General features: G+C 72.9%; 4 protein-coding genes. 1 reads left to right on the forward strand and 3 read right to left on the reverse strand.

Annotation, left to right across the window (positions count from 1 at the left end; translation table 11 throughout):
• Nucleotides 1-10: 10 nt before the first annotated feature.
• The 3 genes from ACFYNP_RS29750 to ACFYNP_RS29760 form a co-directional block, all read right to left on the reverse strand.
• On the reverse strand, nt 11-18,562 hold the full coding sequence (locus ACFYNP_RS29750) for a non-ribosomal peptide synthase/polyketide synthase (protein ID WP_388789743.1): 18,552 nt from the start codon (nt 18,560-18,562) through the stop codon (nt 11-13).
• 232 nt (nt 18,563-18,794) lie between these two features.
• On the reverse strand, nt 18,795-20,150 hold the full coding sequence (locus ACFYNP_RS29755; protein WP_388789745.1) for a serine hydrolase domain-containing protein: 1,356 nt from the start codon (nt 20,148-20,150) through the stop codon (nt 18,795-18,797).
• A 103-nt stretch (nt 20,151-20,253) separates the two neighbouring features.
• Entirely contained in the window at nt 20,254-21,471 is a 1,218-nt protein-coding gene (locus ACFYNP_RS29760) for a cytochrome P450 (protein ID WP_388420201.1), read from the reverse strand.
• Nucleotides 21,472-23,076: 1,605 nt separating this feature from the next.
• On the opposite strand from ACFYNP_RS29760, the gene ACFYNP_RS29765 reads away from it, so the two are divergent.
• Nucleotides 23,077-23,904 carry a hypothetical protein gene (locus ACFYNP_RS29765; RefSeq protein ID WP_388789803.1) on the forward strand — a complete coding sequence of 276 codons (828 nt, stop codon included), beginning with the start codon at nt 23,077-23,079 and terminating at the stop codon, nt 23,902-23,904.
• Nucleotides 23,905-24,048: the final 144 nt, after the last annotated feature.

A 24,048-nucleotide genomic window follows, 5' to 3' on the forward strand; every position in this document is an offset into this window, starting at 1 on the left:
CGTCGGATCCTTACCGTTCGTCGTGGTCGGGGCCGCCGTACGCGGCGTCTTCGAGTTCACTGAGCACCTGTTCCTCCACCTGTTCCGCGAGTGCGGCGACGGTGCGGGAGACCAGGACGTCGCGCGGGGTGAGGCTCACCCCGAACAGGTCGTTGGCGCGGGACGCGATGAGCAGCGCGCGCATGGAGTCGCCGCCGAGCAGGAAGTAGTCGTCCTCGGCGCCCACGGTCCCGCCGAGGGCGTCCTCCCAGAGCGCCGCGAGCGCCTCTTCGGTGGGCGTGCGGGGAGCGACGTGCTCGGCCGGGGCCGTCGGGGCGGCGGGGGCCGGGGCGGGCAGGGCGGCCCGGTCGGTCTTGCCGTTCTCGGTGAGCGGGAAGCGCTCCAGGCAGACGAAGGCCGAGGGCACCATGTAGCCGGGCAGCGAACGGGCGGCCAGGGCACGCAGGTCGCCGTCCGCCGGTGCCGGGGCGCCGGTGGCGGTGAGCAGGTGGGCGACGAGCCGGGGCAGACCCGGTTCGTCCTCGCGGACGCTCACCACGGCGTCCAGGACGTCGGGGTGGCGGGTCAGGGCGGCCTCGACCTCGCCGGCCTCGATGCGGTGTCCGCGCAGCTTCAGCTGGTGGTCGGTGCGGCCGAGGTAGTGGAGTTCACCCCCGCCGTCGCGGCGCACCAGGTCGCCGGTGCGGTACATGCGGGTGCCGGGCGGCCCGAAGGGGTCGGCGGTGAAGCGGGCGGCGGTCAGTCCGGGGCGGCCGAGGTAGCCGCGAGCCAGGGCCGGTCCGCTGAGCCAGAGTTCGCCCGGAACGCCGTCGGGGGCCGGGCGCAGCCGGGTGTCGAGGACGTAGGCGCCGGTGGCGGGCAGTGGCCGGCCGATGGGTGGGGCGGCGCCGTCGGGGGCCAGGGGCGCGGACCAGGTGGCGACGACGGTGGCCTCGGTGGGTCCGTAGGAGTTGACCATGCGGTGGTGCGGGGCCCAGCGGGCGACCAGGTCCGCGCCGCAGGCGTCGGCGCCCACGATCAGCGTCTTGAGGTCGGGCAGGGTGCCGGGCGTCCCGTCCGGCAGGGTGGCGAGCGCGGCCGGCGGCAGCAGGGTGTGGGTGATGCGTTCGGCGCGCAGTACCCGGGCCAGGGGTTCGCCGAGCAGCGGTCCCGGTTCGGGGACGACGAGGCGGGCGCCGTGCGGCAGCGAGGCGCACAGCTCCAGCACGGAGGCGTCGAAGCTGGGGGTGGCGAAGGCCAGGACCCGGTCCCCCTCGGTCACTTGGTAGTGGGCGGCCTCGGCCGCGGCGAACCCGGCGAGTCCGCGGTGGGTGACGACGACGCCCTTGGGGGTGCCGGTGGAGCCCGAGGTGTAGATGACGTAGGCGGGATCGTCCAGATCGAGTGGGCGCCCGCGGTCGGCGTCGGTGGGCCGGTGGCCCAGGCTCTCGTCGCCCAAGTCGGCCAGCAGGGCCGCGACTTCCTTCGCGTCCAGGGTGAGGGCGGGCGCCGCGTCCCGGAGCATGAGCGCGATGCGCTCGTCCGGGTAGGCGGGGTCGACGGGCAGGAAGGCCGCGCCCGTCTTGGCCACCGCGAGCTGGGCCAGGACCATGTCGAGCGAGCGTGGCAGCAGCAGCGCCACGATGGCGCCGGGTCGTGCGCCGCGGGCGATGAGCAGATGGGCCAGGCGGTTGGCCCGGTCCTCCGTTTCGGCGAAGGTCAGCAGTCGGTCGGGGTCACCGAGTGCGGGCGCGTGGGGCCTGCGGTCCACGGCGGCCTCGATCAGGGCCGGAAGGGTGGCGGGGGCCACGGGATCCGTCGCCGGGCGGGCCGGGCCGCGCAGCAGCCTGGCGCGCTCCTCGGACGAGAGTGTGTCGATGTCGTCGAGGCGGACGGTGCCGTCCGTGGCGGCCAGCGAACGCAGGGTGTGGAGCAGCTGCCCGGAGAGGGAGCGGGCCGTGGCCGCGTCGAAGAGGCGCGGGTCGTAGCCGAGTTCCACGGCGAGCCGGTCCCCGGGCGAGACGACCACGGTCAGCGGGTAGTTGGTCGCCTCGCGGGCGTCGAGCTCGCGCAGGGTGAGGCCGTGGGCGCCGGCCGTGGCGTCCCCGACGGGGTAGTTCTCGAACACCACGAGGCTGTCGAACATGGCCGCGCCGGGAGGCAGTTGAGTGAGGCCGTGCAGTTCGTTGAGGGGCATGTGGTCGAAGCGGCGGTCTTCCGCGCGCGCCTCCTGAAGGGTGCGCAGCCAGTAGGCACAGGGTGCTGTCCCGTCGATGTGGGCACGGGCCGGCAGCGTGGTGATGAAAAGGCCGGTGATGGTGTCGGCGCCGGGCAGGTCGGAGGGGCGGCCCGAGACGGTGGTGCCGAAGCACACGTCGGGTGTGCCGCTCCAGCGCGCGAGGAGCAGCGCCCACGCACCCTGCACCAGCGTGTTGAGGGTGAGCCGGTGGCGGCGGGCGAACTCCTGGAGCTCTGCCGTCCGTTCGCCGCTCAGCCGCTCGGACAGCCAGGTGCCGGAGCGGGCGGTGGTGTCCGGCGCGGGCCTGCGGTCGTAGGGCAGCGGGGTCGGTGCGGCCAGTCCGGCGAGGGCGCCGCGCCAGTGGTCGCGAGCCCGCCCGGTGTCGCGCCCGGCGAGGTGGGCCACGTAGTCGGCGAACGGCCTGCGTTCCGGTGGCCGGGGCTGCTCGCCACGGGCGAGCGCCGCGTGCGCCGCGAGGACGTCGCCGAGGACGTGGAAGACGCTCCAGCCGTCCAGCAGGACGTGGTGGAAGGTCCAGACGACGCGCACCGCGTCCGGGCCGAGCCGTACCAGCGCGAGGCGCAGCAGCGGCGGGCGTGCCAGGTCGATGCCCAACGCCTTCTCCGCGGCGAGGAGTTCTTCGAGTTCCGTCGGCCGTCGGTCCCCGGGCAGGGTGCTCCAGTCGTGCCGGGTGACCGGCAGGGTCACCTCCCGGTGGACGGTCTGGAGCGGCACGGGTACGCCGTTGAGGACGACGGAGGTGCGCAGCACCGGCGTGCGGTCGACCACGTGCTGCCAGGCGGCGGCGAGCAGGTCCACGTCGCGGGCACCGTCGAGCACGAAGGTGATCTGCTCGACGTACAGCCCCTGGGCCGCTTCGTCCATGCCGTGCACGACCATGCCGGTCTGGGTGGGCGTGAGGGGATACACGTCCCGCACGTCCCGGCCGGTCCCGGCGATGCGGTCGACGGCCGCCTGGTCGAGCGGGGCCAGCGGGAAGTCGGACGGGGTGCGGCCGCCCGCGCCGGGCTCGGCGCAGTGCCGTACGAGGGCCCTCAGCTCGTCGGTCAGCTCGGCGGCGAGGCGTTCGACGGTCTCGCGGCGGTGCAGGGCCCGCGAGTAGGACCAGCCGAACTCCAGCCGCCCGTCGGTCACATGGCCGAGGACGTCGAGGAGGTGGGGCCGCTCGGCCGAGCGGTCCATGCCGCCGCCGAGGCCGCCGTGCGGAGCGTGCAGCAGCCCGTCGGACGCGGTCTGCCGGTCCTGCCGTCCGAGGTAGTTGAAGCTGATCTGCGGCAGCCCCGGCAGGTCGCGGGCGGCGGTGGGGCGGAGATGGCGCAGGGCTCCGTAGCCTATGCCGCCCCGGGGCACGGCCCGCAGGTTCTCCTTGACGGCCTTGAGCGCGGTGCCGGTGGCCGCCTCCCGTACCACGTCGAGGGCGACCGGGTACAGGCTGGTGAACCAGCCGACGGTGCGGGAGAGGTCCACGTCCTGGAACAGGTCCTCGCGGCCGTGTCCTTCCAGCGCGAGCGCCACCCGGTCCCGTCCGGTCCAGCGGGCCAGCACCCGGCCCAGGGCGTAGAGCAGCACGTCGTTGACGCGCGTGCGATAGGCGTCGGGGACGTCCTGGAGGAGCCTGCGAGTGTCCTCGGCGTCAAGGCCCGCGGTGACGGTCGCCTCCTCGGCGGCGGTGTTCGCGCCGCCGGGCAGGTCGACGGGCAGCGGGCCCTCGGCCTGCTGGGTGCGCCAGTACGGGACTTCGGCGTCGAAGCCGCCGGCCGCGGTGTGGGCGGCGAGCCGCTGCGCCCAGGCGCGGAAGGACGTGCTCTTGGCGCCCGGGTCGGGGCGTTCACCGGCGCGCAGGGCGCGGTAGGCGGTGTCGAGGTCCTCCAGGATCAGCCGCCAGGACACCGCGTCCACGACGAGGTGGTGCGCGGACAGCACCAGCACCGGCCGTCCGTCGCCCGCACCGCGGCGCAGCACGGCCCGCAGCAGGGGCCCGTTCGCCAGGTCGAAGCCGGCGTCCGCCCCGTGCTCCGGTCCGGTGGCCGGCGCCCCGTCGTGCACCTCCAGGTGCGGGGGCTCACCGGGGGCGGTGCCGTGCTGGCGCCACACCCCGGTGGCGTCCCGCTCGAAGCGCAGCCGCAGCGCGTCGTGCCGCTCCAGGACAGTGGCCAGGGCGGCCCGCAGCAGGGACTCGTCCGTGTCCTCGGCCAGTTCGTAGGAGACCGTCTGGCTGAAGTCGGACGGATCGCCGGGAAGGGTGTCGAGCAACCAGTGCTGTACCGGGGTGAGCGGAACCTCGCCGACCACCGGCCCCTGCTCGGCCACGACCGGTGAGAGGGGCAACTCCGCGGCTGCCGCGGCCAGTTCGGCGAGCGTCTGATGGGCGAAGAGGTGCCGCGGGTTCAGGCCGAGCCCCGCCCGGCGGGCGGCGGAGACGATCTGGATGCCGAGGACGGAGTCGCCGCCGAGCTCGAAGTAGTTGTCGTCGGCGCCGACTTCGGGCAGGCGGAGCACCTCGCGCCAGATGGCGGCGAGGGTGATCTCGGTCGCGGTGGCGGGGGGACGGCCCGACCGGGTGCCCGCGCTCCACTCGGGATCGGGCAGCGCCCGGCGGTCGAGCTTTCCGGTGGCACCGAGCGGGAGGTGTTCCAGCGTCATCACGAGGGCGGGCACCAGGTGGTCGGGCAGGGTGCGGGCGAGGAAGGCGCGCAGGTCCGCCGGTTCCGGGGCGCCGGCCGGGCCGGGCACCACGTATCCGATCAGGCGGCGGTGGCCGTCGTGCTCGACCACGCGGGCGGCCGCGGCCGCCACCTCGGGATGGCGGGTCAATGCCGCCTCCACCTCGCCGAGTTCGATGCGGAAGCCGCGGACCTTGACCTGGTCGTCCGCCCGCCCGAGGTAGACGATGTCCCCGTCGGCGGTCCAGCGGGCCCGGTCACCGGTGCGGTACATGCGGCTGCCGGCCGGCCCGAACGGATCGGGCAGGAAGCGGGACGCGGTCAGCCCGGGCCGGTTCAGATAGCCGCGGGCCACTCCGGTGCCCGACAGGAACAGTTCACCGGGGGCGCCGACGGGCACCGGACGCATCCGGTCGTCCAGGACGTAGGCGCGGGCGCCCCCGAGCGGTCGGCCGATCGGCGGGTCGCGGTCGGGGTCGGCGGGGTCGCAGGTGAAGGCGGTGGCGTAGACGGTGGCTTCGGTGGGGCCGTAGATGTTGCGCACCTCGCAGCCGGGTACGGCCGCGCGGACCTGTCGTACGGTCCGGGCCGGCAGCCCCTCCCCCGCGAGCACCACGGTGTCCGCGCTCACGTGCACGGTGTCCTCGGCAAGGAGCCGGTCGAGCGCGGAGGGCACCGCGCTGAGCAGTCCGGCACGCCAGGTACCGGGCCGCTCGGCGAGGGCCAGCAGGTCGCGGACGATCTCGACGCAGCCGCCGGACATCAGGGGCGAGAAGATCTCGAAGACCGACACGTCGAAGTTGAGCGAGGTGGACGCCACCACATGCGCCAGACCCCGGCCGGTGAACTCGCGCGCGGCCCAGTCGGTCAGGGCGAGCACCGAGCCGTGCGCGACGACCACGCCCTTGGGGCGGCCGGTGGAACCCGAGGTGTGGATGACGTACGCGGCGTGCTGGGGCAGCAGCGGGGCGCGCCGGTCGCCGTCGCCGACCGACGCGGCCGAGGCGGCGGCGAGCTTCCGGGCGTGGTCGGGGTCGTCGAGGACGATCCTGGTGAACGGTCCGTCCGGCAGCCGTCCGGCCGTCGCGGCCGCCGTGACCACGGCGAGGGGCGCCACGTCCTCGAAGAGGAACGCGATGCGTTCGGCGGGGTATCCGGGGTCCACCGGCAGGTAGGCGGCACCGCTCTTGAGGACGGCGAGCAGGGCCACGACCAGGTCCGCCGTGCGGGGCAGCGCCAGGGCGACATAGCGCTCGGGGCCGGCCCCGGCGGCGATGAGCAGCCGGGCGAGGCGGTTGGCGCGCTCGTCCAGTTCGCGGTACGAGAGCTGGTCCTCGCCGTGGCGGACCGCCGGTGCGTCGGGGGTCGACGCGGCCTGGCGGGCGAAGGCTTCCGGCAGGGTGTCCTGGGGTGCGCCGACGCGGGCTCCGCCGAACCGGTCGAGCATGGCGCGGCCGTCGGCGGGGTCGGTGAGCGGCAGCTCGGCCAGCGGGCCGGCGGGCGCGGTGGCCATCGCGGTCAGCAGCGTGCGAAGGCTCTCCCCCAGTGCCTGGACGGTGGACTCGTCGAAGGCCGCCGGGTCGTAGTCGAGGCTGACGTCGAGGGTGTCCCCCGGCGCCACGACCACGCTGAGCGGGTAGTTGGTGGGCTCCAGGTCCCGTTCGGTCTCCATGGACAGGCCGTGCCGGGCCAGCGCGCCCTCGTCGAACGGGTAGTTCTCGAACACGACGATGGAGTCGAACAGGTTGGTTCCGCCGGGCACCTCGCTCCAGGTCCCCAACTGGGCGAGTGACACGAAGTCGTGGCGCCGCGCCTCGGACTGGGCGGCCTGGAGGTCGCTGAGCCAGTCGAGCAGGGGGCGCCGCCCGTCGATCCGGGCACGGGTGGGCAGCGTGTTGATGAACAGGCCCACCATGGTGGTGACGCCGGGCAGTTCGGCGGGCCGGCCGGAGACGGTGGTGCCGAACACCACGTCGTCCCCGCCGCCGTAGCGGGACAGCAGCAGCGCCCAGGCGCCCTGGAGGACCGTGTTGACGGTGAGACCGGCGTGCTGCGCGGTCTCCCGCAGCCGGGCCGATACGTCGGCGTCGAGCGTCACCCGTACCGTGCCCGACGAGGCGCTGTGGTGGGCCTCGTTGGCGCGGCGGTCGCGGGGCAGTTCGGTCGGGGCGTGGAATCCGGCGAGGGTGGTCCGCCAGTACCGCTCCGCCTTGGTGGTGTCCTGTCCGGCCAGCCAGCCCAGGTAGTCGGCGAACGGCCGGCGCGCCGGGATCCGGGGCGGGCGCCCGGCGGTCAGGGCCGCGTAGCGCTCGCACACCTCGTCGAAGACCTGGGCGGCGCTCCAGCCGTCCAGCAGGATGTGGTGGAACGTCCACACCAGCCGTACGCGTTCGGGGCTGAGCCGGATGAGGAGGAGCCGCATCAACGGCGCGGTGGCCAGGTCGATCCCGGCCAGGCGGTCCTCCTCCATGAGCCGGTCGAGGTCGGCCGCGCACAGGTGGGCGGGCCTGCCGCTCCAGTCGTGGTGGACGACGGGCACGGTCACCCGGTGCCGGACGACCTGGACGGGTTCGGCGCTCTCCTGCCAGGCCGGGTGCGAGCGCAGCACCGGGTTGGCGTCCACGGTCCGCTGCCATGCCTCGGCGAGGGCGCGGGGGTCGGTCACGCCGTTCAGCACCAGCTGCACCTGGTTGACGTAGGTGCGCCCGTCGGGGTCGAGGAGGCTGTGGAAGAGCATGCCGGACTGCATGGGGCTCAGCGGCAGGAGGTCCGCGACGGCCCGTCCGTCACCGGCCAGCAGGTCCACCGCCCTCTGGTCGAGGCGGGCAAGCGGGAAGTCCGACGGAGTGCGACCGCCCGCGCCGGGGTCTGCGCAGTGGGCCAGGATCTCCTCCAGGGCGTGCAGCATGCCCTCGGCGAGGCCGGTGACGGTGCTCTCGTGGTGCAGGGCCTGGCTGTAGTGCCAGCTGATCTCCAGCCGGTCCCCCTCGACCCGGGCCACCACGTCCAGCAGGTGGGCGCGTTCGGTGTCGGGCGCGTCCGCGCCGCCGAGTCCTCCGCGCACCCCGCGGATCAGGGTGGCGCCGTCGGCGGACCAGTCGAAGCGGCCGAGGTAGTTGAAGCTGATGCCGGGCATCGGCTCGATGGCGGGCAGGGGGGTGCCCGCGAGATGGCGCAGGACGCCGTGGCCGAGGCCGCGATCGGGCACCGACCGCAGCTGCTCCTTGACCGCCTTCAGGGCGCTGCCCCAGTCGTCGGCGGGGACGCGCAGGGCGACCGGGAAGAGCGTGGTGAACCAGCCGACCGTACGGGACAGGTCGACGTCCTCGAACAACTGGTCCTCGCGGCCGTGTCCTTCGAGGCCGACGGCCACGGTCTCGCGTCCGGTCCAGTCGCCCAGGACCCGGCCCAGCGCGGTGAGCAGGACGTCGTCGATCCGGGTGCCGTAGACGACGGGGACCTGGCGCAGCAGTTCGTCGGTGCGCCGCCGGTCGAGCCGTACGGTGACCTCGCGGACGTCGGCCGCGGTGTTCCCGCCCTCGCCGTCCACGGGCAGCGGTTCGGCGCAGTGCACCGCGGTGCGCGTCCAGTGGGCGAGTTGGTCCGTGAAGCCGCCGGCGTCGACGCGGGCGTGCAGGCGACGGGCCCATTCCCGCACCGAGGTGGTGCGGGCGGGCAGTCGTACCGGCTGTCCTGCCAGGGCCTGTCGGTAGGCGGTCTCCAGGTCCTCAAGGAGGACGCGCCAGGACACGCCGTCGACCACCAGGTGGTGGACCACGAGGAGGAGCCGGGCGGTCGCGGCGCCGTCGCCGGTGAACAGTCGGGCGGTGAGCAGCGGTCCGGTGTCGAGACGGAACGCGGCGTGCGCCTCGGCGGTGGCGCGGTCCTCCCGCTGCCGTGCCGCGGCGGGGTCGAGACCGTCCAGCGGGCAGACGGTCAGCAGGTCGGGGGCGTCGGCGGCGGTGACGTGCTGGTGCCAGGTGCCGTCGTCCGTGGTGGTGAACCGGGAGCGCAGCGCGTCGTGCCGGCTCCACAGGGCGGCGAGCGCCTGGCGCAGGACATCCGGGTCGGTGTCCGGCGCGGTCTCCACGAGGACCGACTGGTTGAAGAAGCCCGGCCGGTGCGGTCCCGGGTCGAGGAACCAGTGCTGGATCGGGGTGAGGGGCACCTCGCCCTCGACCGGCTCGGTGCCCGACACGGCGGCGGCCGTGCCGGTGGCGTCGGCCAGCCGGGCCACGGTCGGGTGGCGGAACAGGTCGCGCGGGGTGAGGGAGAGCCCCGCGGCGCGGGCCCGCGAGACGACCTGGATGCTGAGGATGGAATCGCCGCCCAGCATGAAGAAGTTGTCGTCGACGCCGACGCGTTCGACGCCCAGCAGGTCGGCCCAGATCCCGGCGAGCGTCTGCTCCGTGTCGTTGCCGGGGGCGCGGTAGGCGCTGTCGCCGCCGGCCGTCCAGTCGGGGTCGGGCAGCCGCCGCCGGTCCACCTTGCCGTTCGCGGTGAGCGGCAGCCGGGGGACGGTGACGAACGCGGCGGGCAGCATGTAGTCGGGCAGATCAGCGGCCAGGTGCGCGCGCAGTTCGGTCGCCGCGGGCACGGCGGCTCCCTCGGCCGGGACGAGGTGGGCGGCCAGCCGCTTGCGTCCGTCGACCGTGTACGGCGACACGACGGCCTCCGCGACGGCGGGGTGGGCGGTGAGCCGCGCCTCGATCTCGGCGGGTTCGACGCGGAAGCCGCGGATCTTGATCTGGTCGTCGGCGCGGCCCACGAAGTGCAGTTCGCCGTCCGCGCTCCAGCGCACGATGTCACCCGTGCGGTACATGCGGGTACCCGGCGTCCCGTACGGGTCGGCGAGATATCCGGCGGCGGTCGCCCCCGGACGGCCCGCGTAGCCGCGTGCCAGGCCCGCACCGGCGATGTACAACTCACCCGGTATTCCCGGGGGTTGGGGCTGGAGCATGTCGTCGAGGACGTAGACGCGGGTGTTGTCGAGCGGACGGCCGATGGGCAGGACGGCGGGCAGCGGGTCGCCGGCGCGGAAGGCGCGCCGGGTGGCGAAGGTGGTGGTCTCGGTGGGCCCGTAGCCGTCGACCACGGTCAGTCCGGGGCAGGCGTCCAGGACGCGCCGGACGACGGCACCGGGCACGGCCTCGCCGCCGGTCCACACCTCGCGGGCGCCCTGCAGACAGGTGGGGTCCTCCTGGGCGAGCAGCCGGAACAGACCGGCCGTCAGCCACAGGCAGGTGACGTGCTGTTCGGTGATGGCGTGCCGGACCACTGCGGCGTCCAGGTCCCCCGGCGGGGCCAGTACGGCGGTGCCGCCGCGCAGCAGCGGCACCCACACCTCGTAGGTCGCGGCGTCGAAGGCGTGCGGGGAGTGCACGAGTACCCGGTCGTGTCCGGCGAAGGCACGGTCCAGGGCGAGAGCGGCGACGTCCCGCTGGCGGACCGCGACACCCTTGGGGGTGCCGGTGGAGCCGGAGGTGAACATCAGGTACTGCACCTGGTCGGGGTGGGGCGCCCCGGTGTTGGGCGGCGTGCCGGTCTCCGCCGTGGCCGTGCGGTCGTCCACGCGTCGGACGGCGTCGCCGGGGAGCAGGTCCCGTGCGGTTTCCTCGCTCTCGGCGTCGGTGAGCAGCAGGGTGACGTCCGCATCGGCGAGCATGCGGCGCAGCCGTTCGCGCGGCGCCCGGCCGTCGAGGGGTACGTACACCCCGCCGGTGCGGACGAGCGCGAGCTGGGTGACGACGAGGTCGGCGGACCGGCCCATCAGGACGCCCACGGCACGTTCGGCACGCACTCCGAGGGCGGCGAGGCGTTCGGCCAACTCGGCTGCGCGCGCGTCGAGTTCGCGGTAGGCGAGCCGTTCGTCGCCCGCTTCCAGGGCGATCGCGTCGGGGGTGTGCCGCACCTGTGCGGCGAAGAGTTCGGCGACCGTGGCCCCGGGCAGGTCGGTGGTGGTGTCGTTCCAGGTGCGCAGGACCTGTTCGCGCCGGTCGGCCGCCAGCAGCGGGATACGGGCGGGCGGCAGTTCCGGCGCGTCGGCCATTCCGGTGAGCAGCACGGCGAGGTATTCGGCGAACCTCTCGACGGTCCCGGCGTCGAACAGCTCGGGGTCGTAGCCGAGCCGCAGTGCGAGTGCGGTGCCGGGGTAGGCGACCAGGCCGAGCGCGTAGTTGGTGGTCTCGATGCCGTCGAGGTCGCTCAGCGCGAGGCCGTGGGCGGAGAGGTCGTCGTCCCTCGGATAGTTCTCGAAGACGACGATGCTGTCGAACAGGGCGGCCCGCTCGGGCAGTTCGGTGAAGGCCTTGAGCCGGTTCAGCGGCAGGTGGTCGTGACCGCGGTCCTCGCTCTGGTCGCTCTGGAGCGAGCGCAGCCAGTCGCGCAGGGTGCCGTCGGCGGGGACGGTGACCCGGGTCGGCACGGTGGTGATGAACAGGCCGGTGATGGACTCGGCGCCTGACAGCTCTGCCGGGCGGCCGGATCCCGTGGTGCCGAACACCACGTCGGAACGTCGTGACTGCCGGCTCAGCAGGATGGCCCAGGCGCCCTGCACCAGGGTGTTGAGGGTCAGACCCGAGGTGCGTGCCAGTTCCTCCAGGGCACCGGTCGTGGCCTCGGGCAGGGTGACCGTCACGGCCTTGGAGGACTCCGCGCGGTGCGCCTCGCGGGGCTCGCGGTCGTAGGGCAGCGGGGTGGCCTCGTCCAGGCCGGCGAGCCGCCGGCGCCAGTACTTCTCCGCCTCGTCGCGGTCGCGCTCGCCCAGCCAGGCCAGGTAGTCCCGCCAGGGCCGCCGGTCGGGCAGAGCCCCGGCGCCGGGCCGGCCGGTGAGCGCACTGTGGCACGTGAACACGTCAGCCAGCACCTGGAACAGGCTCCAGCCGTCGAGGAGCAGATGGTGGAAGGACCACACCACGCGGACGGCGGTGTCCGAGACCCTGGCCAGCACCAGGCGCTGGAGCGGACCGCCGACCAGGTCGATCCCGGCGGCACGGTCCTCGCGCAGCAGGGCGTCCAGCTGGTCGCGGGACGCGGCGGCGGTCAGGCCGCGCCAGTCGAGGACGGTCACCGGAACGGGTACGGCGTGCCCGACCACGAGGAGCGGTTCGGGCACGTCCTGCCAGACCACCCGGCCGCGCAGGACGGTCGTGGCCTCGGTGACCTGCTGCCAGGCCGCCGCGAGGAGGTCGGTGCGCTCCACTCCGTCCAGGACGAAGGTGACCTGCTGGAAGTAGACGCCACTGTCCTGGGAGAGACCGTGGAAGAGCATGCCGGCCTGAGTCGGCGTCAGGGGCAGGACGTCCTCGACGGCGGCCGGGGCGTCTCCCACGAGGCGGTCGACGGCGCTCTGGTCGAGCCGGGCGAGCGGGAAGTCGGACGGGGTGCGCCCGGCGGCGTCCGGCCCGGCGGCGTAGCGCGCGAGCTCGCTCAGCGCACTGGCGTAGCCGTGGGCGAGAGTCTCGACCGTGTCCTCGTGGTGCACCTGGTCGGAGTAGAACCAGGTGAATTCCAGTGCGTCGCCGTCGAGTCGGCCCACCAGCTCCAGGGCGTGCGGACGTTCGGCCTGCGGGTCGGCGTCCAGCTCCAGCGGCCGGAAGGTGCCCCGGTACAGCCCCGTGCCCGTCTCTCCCGGGGACATCCGCCCCAGGTAGTTGAAGCTGATCCGGGCCGCCGGTGCGGTCGGTCGGGCGTCCGGGCCGGCCAGATGGCGCAGCGCGTCGTGGCCGATGCCGTGCCGTGGCACGGCCCGCAGCTGCTCCTTGACCTGCTTGAGCACGGCGTCCCACGAGGCCTGCTCCGGCACGGCCAGGGTGACGGGGTGGCGGGTGGTGAACCAGCCGACGGTACGGCTGAGGTCGAGATCCGCGAAGAGCTCCTCGCGACCGTGGCCCTCCACGTCGACCACGGCCCGCTCCTGTCCGCTCCAGGTGGTCAGAGCGCGGCCGAGCGCGGCGAGCAGGACGTCGTTGGCCTGGGTGCGGTAGGTCTCGGGCAGCCGGCGCAGCAGGGCCGCGGTGTCCTCGGTGCTCAGCCGGACGGTGACCGCGCTGGCGGAGGCGTACGTGTTGCGGCCCGCCAGGTCGACGGGCAGATCGGTGCCGGCCGGCGGCGCCGCCTGCGCCCAGTAGGCCCGTTCGTCGTCGAAGCCGCCGCCCCTGGTGTGCGCGGCCAGCCGCTGCGCCCACTGACGCAGCGGCGAGGACTTGGCGGGCAGGGCGGTCGTGCCGTCCGTGCCGTCACGGCGGGCGAGGTAGGCGGTGTCCAGGTCTTCCAGCAGCACCCGCCAGGACACGCCGTCCACGACGAGGTGGTGCACGGCGAGGTGCAGGACCGGGGCGCGCCCGGTGCCCCGGTCGTGCAGCACGGCCCGCAGCAGGGGACCGCGTGCCAGGTCGAAGGCGCCGAAGTGAGGGCTGTCGGTGTCCGGGCCGCGGTGCCTGGTCAGGGTGACGCGGTCGTCCCGGTCGGTGATGTGCCAGGCCGGCGGGGTGCCGGGGCCGGTGTCGAAGCGGGAGCGGAGAGCGTCGTGATGGGCAACGAGATCGTTCAGGGCGCCTTCGAGCGCCTCCGCGTCCACGTCGTCGGGCACCAGGACCGACAGGGTCTGGGCGAAGTGTGCGGCCCGGGCGCTGTCGGTGGCGAACAGCCAGTGCTGGATGGGCGTCAGCGGGGCTGAGCCCTCGGGGTCCACCCGGGCGGGGCCCGGGCGCTGCGGATCGGCGGCGTCGGCGCGGCGGGCGAGGGCGGCCAGGGTCTGGTGGCGGTAGATGTCGCGGGAGGTGACGGTCAGCCCCTCCTGCCGCGCCCGCGCCACCACTTGGAGGCTGAGGATCGAGTCGCCGCCGAGCTCGAAGAAGTTGTCGTCCACGCCGACACGCTCGACGGAGAGCGCCTCGGCCCAGACCAGGGCCAGGGTCCGCTCGGTGGCCGTGCGGGGCGGGACGTGGCGCGCGGCCCGGGTGGTCGTGGGGCCGGGCTTGGGCAGGCGGGCCCGGTCGAGCTTTCCGTTGGGGTTGAGCGGCAGCTCCTCCAGGAGCAGAACGGAGGCCGGGACCATGTAGTCGGGCAGCGTCTGCGCGAGCGTCCGGCGTACGGAGTCCGGTGCGACCGCCTGCCCGGGCACGGGCACCACATAGCCGGTCAGACGGCGGTTGTCGTCGTCCCCGGAGACGGCGACGGCGGCTTCCGCGACGCCGGGGCAGCGGCGCAACGCCTCTTCCACCTCGCCGAGTTCGATGCGGAAGCCGTGCACCTTGACCTGCTGATCGGTCCTGCCGAGGTACTCCAGTTGGCCGTCGGCGGTCCACCGCACCAGGTCTCCCGTGCGGTACATGCGCGCTCCGGGCCCGCCGAAGGGGTCGGCGACGAACCGCTGGGCGGTGAGGCCGGCTCGCCCCAGGTACCCGCGGGCGAGCCCGCCTCCACCGAGGTACAACTCCCCCATCACACCGAGGGGTTGAGGGCGCATGCGGCCGTCCAGGACGTACGCGCGGGTGCGGGCCACCGGGCGGCCGATGGGCGGTGCCTGGTCGGCCGCCCGGTCACCGGCGAACCAGGCCGTGGCGTAGACGGTGGCCTCGGTCGGTCCGTAGGCGTTGACGATGGTGCAGGACGGCAGGGCCGCTCTCAGGTCCTGGACGGTCTGCGCGGGCAGCGCTTCGCCGGCGAGGACGGCGGTGTCCGCCGCCACGGGTGCCTCGTGCCCGACGAACAGCCGGGACATGACGGAGGGCACGCCGCTGATCAGCCCGCTCCGCCCCTCCCCCGCGTCGGCGAGTGAGGTCGGGTCGGCGACCACCTCCACGCTGCCGCCATTCAGCAGGGGGCAGAGCAGCTCGAACACCGAGACGTCGAAGTTGAGTGAGGTGGAGGCGATCACCGGGTCCGGTGCGCGCTCCCCGAACCGCTCGCCCGCCCATACCGCCAGCGCGGCCACCGTGCGATGGGTGACGACAACGCCCTTGGGCCGGCCGGTCGAACCCGACGTGTAGATGACGTAGGCCGGGTGATCCGGCAGCAGGGGCCGGGCCCGGTCGGCGTCGGTGACGTCCGCCGAGGCCGGGGAGTCCGCCGCTACGCCGCTGTCGGCGTCGAGGTCCCCGATGATCAGCGGTTCGCAGTCCGGCGGCAGCACGGCGGCGGTCTCGGCGGTGGCCACGATGAGCGCGGGCCGCGCGTCGGAGAGCATGAAACGGATGCGTTCGGCGGGGTAGTTCGGGTCGACGGGCAGATAGGCCGCGCCGGACTTCAGCACCGCGCACAGCACGACCGGCAGGTCGACGGTGCGCGGCAGGCACAGCGCGACCAGCGTTTCGGGAGCCGCCCCCCGGGCGATCAGCTCGCGGGCCAGGCGGTTGGCGCGGCGCTCGACCTCGGCGTAGTCCAGTCGCTCGCTGCCGTGGGTGATCGCGGTGCGGCCGGGGGTGCTCGCCGCTTGGGCGCGGAACAGCTCGGGCAGGGTGGCCTCGTCCGGTTCGGCGTCGACCGGCGGGTTCCAGGAGTCGAGGAGGGTGCGCTGCTCCTCGTCGGAGAGCAGGGACAGCTCGGCCAGACTGCGTCCCGGGCCGTCGGCCATCGCCTCCAGCAGACGTTGCACATGGCGGGCCATCCGGGCCACGGTCGCCGTCTCGAACAGGTCGGTGTTGAACTCGGCGGTCAGCACGCATCCGCCGTCCGCGTCCGGCGTGAACTCCAGGACGAGATCGAAGCGGGCAGCGGGTCGGGGCAGGGGATGGTCGTCGAACCGCAGACCTCCCGCGCGCGGTCGGGGACTCGCCGTCTGCTGGACGACGAGCGCCTGCACCAGCGGGGTGCGGCTCGGGTCACGGGGCACGGCCAGTTCCTCGACCACGCGGTCGAAGGGCACCGCGTCGTGGGCGAAGGCGTCCATCAGCGTCGTGCGCATGCGCTCCACGAACCGGTCGACACTGGCCCGCTCGTCGACATCGGCGCGCACCACTACGGTGTTCGCGAAGAAGCCGACCACGTCCTCCAGGTCCTGGCGGTCGCGGCCGGTGGTGATGGTGCCGAACGCGACATCCCGCTGTCCCGAGTAGCGCGCGAACAGCAGGGCGCAGGCACCCGCCAGCACGGTGAACACCGTCGTGCCACGTCCGGTGGCGAGCGTACGCAGCCGTGCCATCAGAGCGGGCGGGAGGTGACGGCGGTGTCCGGCCCCCGAGGTGGTGCGCACGGCGGGCCGGGGACGGTCGGTGGGGAGCTCCAGTTGCTGGACCCCCTCCAGGTGCCTGCGCCAGTACCGCAGATGGCCGGCCTCTGCCTCCGAGCCCCGCTGCGCCTGTTCCCAGACCGCGAAGTCCGGGTACTGCACGGCAGGTTCGGCCAGACCGTCCGGCTCGCCCGTGGTCTCGGCCCGGTAGAGCGCGGCCAGTTCCCGGGTCAGGATGCCGACGGACCAGCCGTCGGTGACGATGTGGTGCTGGACGACCAGCAGCAGGTGGTCGGCCTCGTCGAGCCTGATCAGGAGGGCGCGGGTGAGGGGGCCGGTCGCCAGATCGAGCGGGCGGCCCAGCTCTTCGGCCAGCAGCTGCTCGGCGGCGCGGCGTCGGTCGGCGTGGGGCGCGTCGGCGAGATCGGCGATCTCCAGCGGCAGTTCGGGTTCGGTGGCGATGTGCTGGGTGCCCTGGCCGCCCTGGGTGCGGAAGGTGGTGCGCAAGGCGTCGTGCCGGGCGGCGAGCCGGCGCAGGGCCCGGCGCAGTGCATCGACGTTCAGGGCGCCGCGCAGGCGCAGGGTCAGGCCGGTGTTGTACTCGGGGCCGCCGTCGGCGAGGTCGTCGAGGAACCACAGCCTGCGCTGTGCGCTCGACAGCGGCAGGCCGCCGGTGCGCGGGGCGGCCGGGATCGGCTCGGCGGGCACGGCGGCGGAGGGGTCGCCGAGCAAGGGGGCGAGGGCTTCGACCGTGCGCGAGGTGAACAGGTCGCGGACGGTCAGCCGTATGCCCAGGTCCTCACGGATCCGGGACAGGACGCGGGCGGCGAGGATGGAGTCGCCGCCCAAGTCGAAGAAGTCGTCACCGACACCGACGGCATCGACGCCCAGGACATCGGCCCAGATCCTGGCGAGGGCCACTTCCTGCGGGGTGCGTGCGGCGACCAGGTCGGCACGTGCGGTCAGCTCCGGCGCGGGCAGGGCGGCATGGTCGGTCTTGTTCTGCGGGGTGAGCGGCATCCGCTCCAGTACGACCAGGGCGGACGGCACCATGTGGGCGGGCAGTGAGGCGGCGAGGGCGGCGCGCAGCGACGCCGGGTCGGGGGGTGATCCGGGCTCGGCGGGGGTCGCGTATCCGACGAGGCGGGGGCGGCCCGGTTCGTCCTCCCGGACCACGACGGCTGCCTCGCCCACGCGCGGGTCACTGCCGAGAGCGGCCTCGATCTCACCGGGTTCGATGCGGAAGCCGCGGATCTTGACCTGGCGGTCGAACCGTCCGAGGTAGTCGAGTTCGCCGTCCGGCCGCAGCCGGGCCCGGTCGCCGGTGCGGTACAGCCGGGCACCAGGTGCCCCGAAGGGGTCTGCGACGAACCGGGACGCTGTCAGGCCCGGCCGGCCCAGATAGCCGCGGGCCACGGCGTCCCCGCCGATGTAGAGCTCGCCGTCCGCACCGGGCGGTACGGGGCGCATCGCGGTGTCGAGGACGTGGACGCGCGTGTGGGGCAGGGCCGCGCCGATCGTCGGGGTGCCCTCACCGGCGGACAGTTCCCCCGTCCAGGTGGCGACGATGGTGGCTTCGGTGGGGCCGTACGAGTTGATCATGCGGCGGCCCGGCGCCCAGCGGTCCACCAGGCCCGCCGGACAGGCCTCGGCCCCGACGATCAGGGTGCGCAAATGACGTCCGGTCCCCTGCGCCGGGTCCGGCAGGGTCGCCAGCGCGGCGGGCGGGATGAGGGCGTGCGAGATGTGGTGCTGCTCCAGGACCGCGGCGAGTTCGTCGCCCAGCCACGGGCCCTCGGGCGGGACCACGAGCGTGGCGCCGGACAGGACGGAGATGAACAGTTCGAGGACGGAGGCGTCGAAGCTGGGTGAGGAGAACTGGAGCACCCGGTCGCCGGGACCCACGGCATACCGGTCGGCGGCGGCCTCCGTGAATCCGCCGATGCCGCGGTGGGTCACCGTCACGCCCTTCGGGGTGCCCGTCGACCCGGAGGTGTAGATCACGTAGGCAGCCCGGTCGGGACCGGCCCCGCGCACCGCCCGCTCCCCCAAAGACGCGTGGTGCTCGTCCTCCATCAGGGCGGCGACCTTGCGCGGATCGTCGAGGGTGACCGCGGGGGCGCTGTCGGCGAGCATGAGCGCCCGTCGCTCGGCGGGATACCCCGGGTCCACCGGCAGGAAGGCCGCACCCGCCAGGGCCACGGCGAGTTCCGCCGCGATCAGCTCCATGGATCGCGGCAGCACCAATGCGACCACCCGGTCCGGCCCGGCACCCGAGTCGACCAGGTGCGCGGCCAACCGGCCGGCGCGCTCGGCCAGTTCGCGATAGGTCCAGGTCCGCAGCCCGTCGGTCAGGGCCGGAGCGTGCGGTGCGCGGGCCACCTGCCGCGCGAAGAGTTCCTCAAGCGCCGGCGGCTCCTGCTCTCGCGCGGTGCCGCCGTCCTGGGAACGCGGGGTCGCGGGCAGGGGGGTGGCGTGCGGGTCCGTCATGGGTCCAGTCCTTTGAAAGCCAGGGGTGGCGCGAGTGGGCGGCGAGGTGGGGCGGGCGGGTCGCATCGCACGAAGGCGCGGCGGGCGGGGCCCGCGACGGGCTGCGGGTCCGCCCTGCGGTGGGCACGGCCCGGCAGCCACCGGGGCGGACGCGGGGCTGCCCCCGCTGTCGGCCCGGGGCCGGGGGAACCGGCGGCGCTCCGCCCGACGGCTGATACCGGCCCGGCGTGATTCAGCCGTCGTCGGTGCGACGCGCCGTGCGACCGGACACCTGGACGCGTTCGATCCGGCCGGTGGCGGGGTCGCGGTGGAAGCGTCCGCCGGGTTCGCGACGACCGGTGGCGGGGTCGACCAGGTCGTAGGACAGATCCGCGTAGCAGACCAGCGGCAGTGCCAGGTCACCATCTATGGACAGGACCGGGCGACCGTCGGGACCGGCGCTGATGCGATAGTCGGCGCCACCGTTGCGGTACGTCCCCCAGCACTCGGGCAGGCGGACCTGGCGGCCCCGGTCCCCGGCGGGTGCGGGGCCGGCCGGCACGCGCACGTCGGCCAAGTGCCTTATTTCGGCGGCGAGTTCGCGCCACAGCGCGGTGGCTCCGCCCGCGTTGCCGGTGAAGGCCACGACCACGCCGCTCGCGGGGTCGATCCGGAGGTGGCACGAGGTGCCCTGGGCATTGCCGTCGTGCCCGCACCACAGGTCGTCGCCCTGCCGGTACTGGGCGACCCCCAGGCCCCAGCCGTCGGCCAGGGCTCCGGGCCGCGCACCGCGCTCCGCGCGGAGCATGCCCTTGGCCAGCGCGGGCGGCAGTACGTCATCCCGGCCGATCAACGCGCCGCCGAGCGCGGCCAGATCGGCTGCGGAGGCCATCAGGGCCCCGGCCGGGGCCTCCAGCGAGGCCAGGTTCTGCTGTACGGGACGGACCCGCCCGGTGGCGGTGTTGACGGCGTGTCCGGCGGCCCATGGGCGACTGGTGGTGCTGTCGCCGATGAAGGCCGCCGATATCCCCAGGGGCTCAAGGAGCAGCACGCGAACGGCTTCGTGCCACGGCATGCCGGTGATCTCCTCGACCAGCAGCCCCGCGGCGACGTAGCCGGCGTTGGAATAGGAGAAGTCGGTGCCGGGCGGGAACAGCGCCTGCTCGGACGTGCACAGCGAAGTGAGGTAGCGGGTGCCGCTGGTCGTCGACGCCGTGTCGGAGTCGGGGCCGGTGGGCAGTCCGCCGGTGTGGCTGAGCAGGTGACGTATCGTCACCTCCGGTAAGCCGCGCAGCGCGGGCAGGTGGTCGGCGACGGGCTCGTCCAGGTCGAGGTCGCCGTCGTCGACGAGCAGCAGCACCAGGGCGGCCGTGTACGGCTTGGTGAGCGAGCCGAGAGCGACGGCCGTGTCCGGGGTGAACGGCGTGCCGGTGGCCGCGTCGGCGATACCGGTGTGCAGCGAGATCGTCTCCGTGCCGGTGGCGAGGACCAGTTGAGCACCTGGCACCCCGTGCGTCTCGGCGAGGGAGTCGAGCCGGTTCTGGAGGTCTTGGCGGAGGGGACGCGCCGCGCGGGGGGCGGCGGGGACGGAGGGGACGTAGTAGGGCATGAGCAAGGAGCTCCCCAGTGAGTTTCCTCGTGTACGGGTGGCTTCTCCGGCCGCGGCGAGCGGTGCCCCGGCCGGGGCGGTGCGTGGACGTACCGGCCTGCGGCTAGGGCCTGCCGACCTCGACGGGCAGGTGGCGTACGCCGATGAGGACGGCCGGATTCTGCAGGACGATGTCGTCGTACGACGGGATCGCCAGGTAGCGGAATCGTTCATTCAGCATGTTCAGCGCGATCCGGGCTTCCAGTCGGGCCAGTGGGGCGCCGAAACAGAAGTGAATGCCGTGCCCGAAGGTGAGGTGCGGGTTGGGGTGACGGTCCGCGAGGAACACGTCCGGCCGGTCGAAGCGCGCGGGGTCTCGGTTGGCGGCGCCCAAGTGGACCATCACCATGCTGTCGGCGGGCAGTTCGTGGCCGCCGAGGACCACGGGCCGGGTGACGCGGCGCCCCAGCTCAGGGAAGGGGGGCAGCCAGCGCAGTACCTCCTCGACCGCGGGCGGAATCAGGTCGGGGTCCTTGCGCAGTGCGGCGGCCGCCTCGGGGTGGCGGTCGAAGGTGACGACGGCATTGCCGAGCAGGGCGGTGGTCGTGATGTGCCCTGCGACGAGGAGCAGGGCCACGAACCCGACCATCTCCTGGTCGGTGAGCCGGACGCCGTCCACCTCGGCCGCGATGAGTCTGCTGGTCAGATCGTCGCCGGGGGCTGCCCGGCAGCCGCGTATGTGGTCGAGCATGTAACTGTTCATTTCCCGGACCGTGGGAGCGATGGCGGCCAGCGCCCGCTCCAGGTCGGCCATGTCGGGCGCCTCGCCGAGCTGATCCCCTCCGAACAGGACGCCGGCCCAGTCCTGGAAGGTTCGGTGCTCCTCTGCCGGGATGCCAAGGAGTTCCGCGATGACGATGATGGGCAGCGGATACGCCAGGGTCTCGACGAGGTCGAACCGGTCCTGGTCCGCGACGGAGTTCAGCAGCTGATCGCAGACGGCCTCGATGCGTGGCTCAAGCCCCTGGACGACGCGTGGGGTGAAGGCCTGGCTCACCAGTGCGCGCAGCTTGCGGTGCTCCGGCGGGTCCATGCCGACGAAGTTTCCCTGGGTGAAGGTCGCGAAGTCCTCCTGCGTGGGGGCGAGGGAGGAGAGATCCGAGGAGTAGGTGGCCGGATCGGCGAGCACGGCAGCGCTCGTCTCGTGATCCACGACCTGCATCACGCCCTGCCGCTCGTCGCGCCGGATCGGGCCGGCCGCACGCAGGTCATGCCAGCGACCGGGTAACTCATCCAGCAGAAAGCCATCGCTCGTCTTCTGGTTCTGGTCGGTGGACACCATGACTCCTCGGCTAACGGCACGCGGACACGGCCCTGCCGCGTACCGCACGCGGCAGGGAAAGTGGACAAAGCAGTTCGGGGTGTGGCTTGGACGACAGAGCGCGGACGCGGACGTCCGTCGGCGTGACGGGCTCCGCCTGCGCCGGCGGCCCGCGCCGACGGCGAACGACCCGCCTGACACGTGCCGATGAAGCGCGTCAGGGGCGCATAGATCCCGTGCAGATCTCCCAACCGAACGTCAACACTCGCGGAGCGACGAGTCGAAGTCTCCCTGACTCCTGCGGAGCGCACTTGGCGCTGCAACTCCACCCGGCATGACATATCCCCCTCGGCGATGCCAACGCGTGACGGTCACGCGGGCGTCCCACCAGTGATCGACCAGACAGTAGAAATCATCCCTGAAGCGTGACCGTACCTATTTACGCCTCGGTAAGGATCAGGATTGACAAAATTCAAGCATCCTGCACAGCTGCGCTCCATCCAAACTCGGCCACAGTCTCCACACAAGGCTCATTCTGACGCAACCCTTGTCTTTTGACGCAAACTTTGATGGTTCCCCCGCGCCTCCGGCAGGAGGGTCATTGACGTGATGTCACCGGTACACACAAGCCCACGACTGGTACTGCTGCTGCGCGAGTTCCCCGCGACTTCCGCGACAAACAACCCCACCGCACAGGAAGTTTCCGGACAGTCCATCTCAGCCGATTTCATGGGGTCGGCACCGCACGGCGACTGGGGAGTAACCCGGGCGCGAACTGCCTGGCCGTCCCGGAACGAAAGAAGTTGTTCGAACGAATCCAAAGGCCGAAAATGAACTGTGCCGACCACTGCGGGCCCATCCGGGGTCGTTCTCGACGGATGAGCGGAAGTGGCTCGATCCGGTTACCGGGTTGAACCCCGCGTACTTCAACCCTCTTGTCGCGCTGACGTGGTGGCGGGCATCCAGCGGGCCCGGCAGCGGCGATTCCCGCTGGAGCAACGGTTGTTGTCGATGGTCACGTCCGGGCACGCAAACCCGAGTCGCGGCAGCCGGCCCCGATGCCGACAGGCCGGTTCGGCCCCAGACCGGACCTCTGTCGCCACTCCTGGCAAGCTTGCCCATCAGCCGCAAACGAGGCAAAGGGCGTTGGGCATGTGCTGCACTACAACGCCTTTGGCATATGCCTCATCTCATTACGGAGAAGGACAGTCGTACAGCAGGCAAAGCTCGTATCGGGCACACGTGACGACCGAAGGCATCGACGCAAAGGAAAGAAAGCCGAAAGGCGGCACGACGGAAAGATACGGCATCCTCACCATAGGCAGGCAAATCGCCCCAACTACTCTCGCGCAACTATGAGCACCCGGCTTCATCCGCCCGCCCGCGATCAACGATGAAGCCGGACTCCGAGCCGGGGCCGACGAGCCCGACCAAGCAGGCCGCTCGCTCACCGCCCCACATAAACGCCCCTGACTTCAAGGAGCTGTCCCCGGGCTGCTCGACGCCCGCCTACCCCGCGACGCCCACGTGTGTGTGACTCAACACTCGGTTGGCCCGTCCGGCCAGGTACCCGTCGCTCAGTACTCAGAAGTACTGAGCCACGCCTTCCCGTACGGTCGGTCCATGATGATCAAAACGGGCGATTCCCGCCGTCTCGGCGTCCCTTCCGCCGAGGCGCGGTTGCATTTCGACACGGAACTGCATGAGATGGGTGGCGGGCCGCGGCGCCGCTTGCTCATGGTCGACAACGAGCCTGCCTTCGAGCTCAGTTACTACTGCGGAACGTGCCCGCTCCTGTTCCGCCGACTGGAGACCGCCCGGGAGAAGCTGTCGCTGGAGCGCATGCAGGAACGGCTCACCGGAGCGCTGGCCGAACCGGACGACGACGGCGTGCTCGATGCGTTCGGTGCGTTGCTGCCGGAGGACGAGTACCTTCCGCTGCTCCTGGAGGTGGAACCCCGGCTGGTCGTCCCCGGCAAGGAGGGCGACTACTTCAGCGGCGAACAGGTGACGACGTGGGGAGTCGACCAGTTCTGGGGCCTCCCCGAGTACCCTCACACCCCGTACTACCGGACCTTCGAGACCCGGGTCGATGAGGACGCCCACCTCTATGAGTTCGTCGTTCCCATGGTGCCCCCGACGTGGAACGAGCGGGAGCGCGTCGAGGAGTACGTCGCGCTCATGGAGCGGGAAACGATCCCCACGGCCGTGGCGATCTCCACGCTGGACGTGTGCCAGCCCGCCATGGACCGGGCAGACGACTACTTCGTGCACTGGGGCCTGACCCACTTCCTCCTCGATGGCCACCACAAGATGGAAGCCGCCGCCACAGCCGGCCGGCCGGTGCGGCTCCTCTCGCTGCTGACCTTGGGTGAAAGCCTGGCCCCAGTCGAAGACACCGCCCGAGTTCCTGCCTTGCGCGCGCAACCCCGCTCGCCCCGAGCGACCGGATAGTCGGCCCGAAAGATCCGTCCTTCGTTGAACCAGCCCCTCTTTTCCCCGGTGGACCAAGGCGACTGTGAAGAGGCCGGTGACGCCGCCTTGGACACCGTGATCCGCGGTGCGTGCCCCAGGCCGACCACAGAAACCGGATCGCGG

Origin of the sequence: Streptomyces sp. NPDC006691 (assembly GCF_042869955.1) — a bacterium.
Classification (GTDB): Bacteria; Actinomycetota; Actinomycetes; order Streptomycetales; family Streptomycetaceae; genus Streptomyces.

What these genes read in the sequence shown, in the direction of transcription:
- ACFYNP_RS29755 (WP_388789745.1), bottom strand. Translation starts at nt 20,150, where the DNA reads ATGCCCTACTACGTCCCCTCCGTCCCCGCCGCCCCCCGCGCGGCGCGT.
- ACFYNP_RS29760 (WP_388420201.1), bottom strand. Translation starts at nt 21,471, where the DNA reads ATGGTGTCCACCGACCAGAACCAGAAGACGAGCGATGGCTTTCTGCTG.
- ACFYNP_RS29750 (WP_388789743.1), bottom strand. Translation starts at nt 18,562, where the DNA reads ATGACGGACCCGCACGCCACCCCCCTGCCCGCGACCCCGCGTTCCCAG.
- ACFYNP_RS29765 (WP_388789803.1), top strand. Translation starts at nt 23,077, where the DNA reads ATGATCAAAACGGGCGATTCCCGCCGTCTCGGCGTCCCTTCCGCCGAG.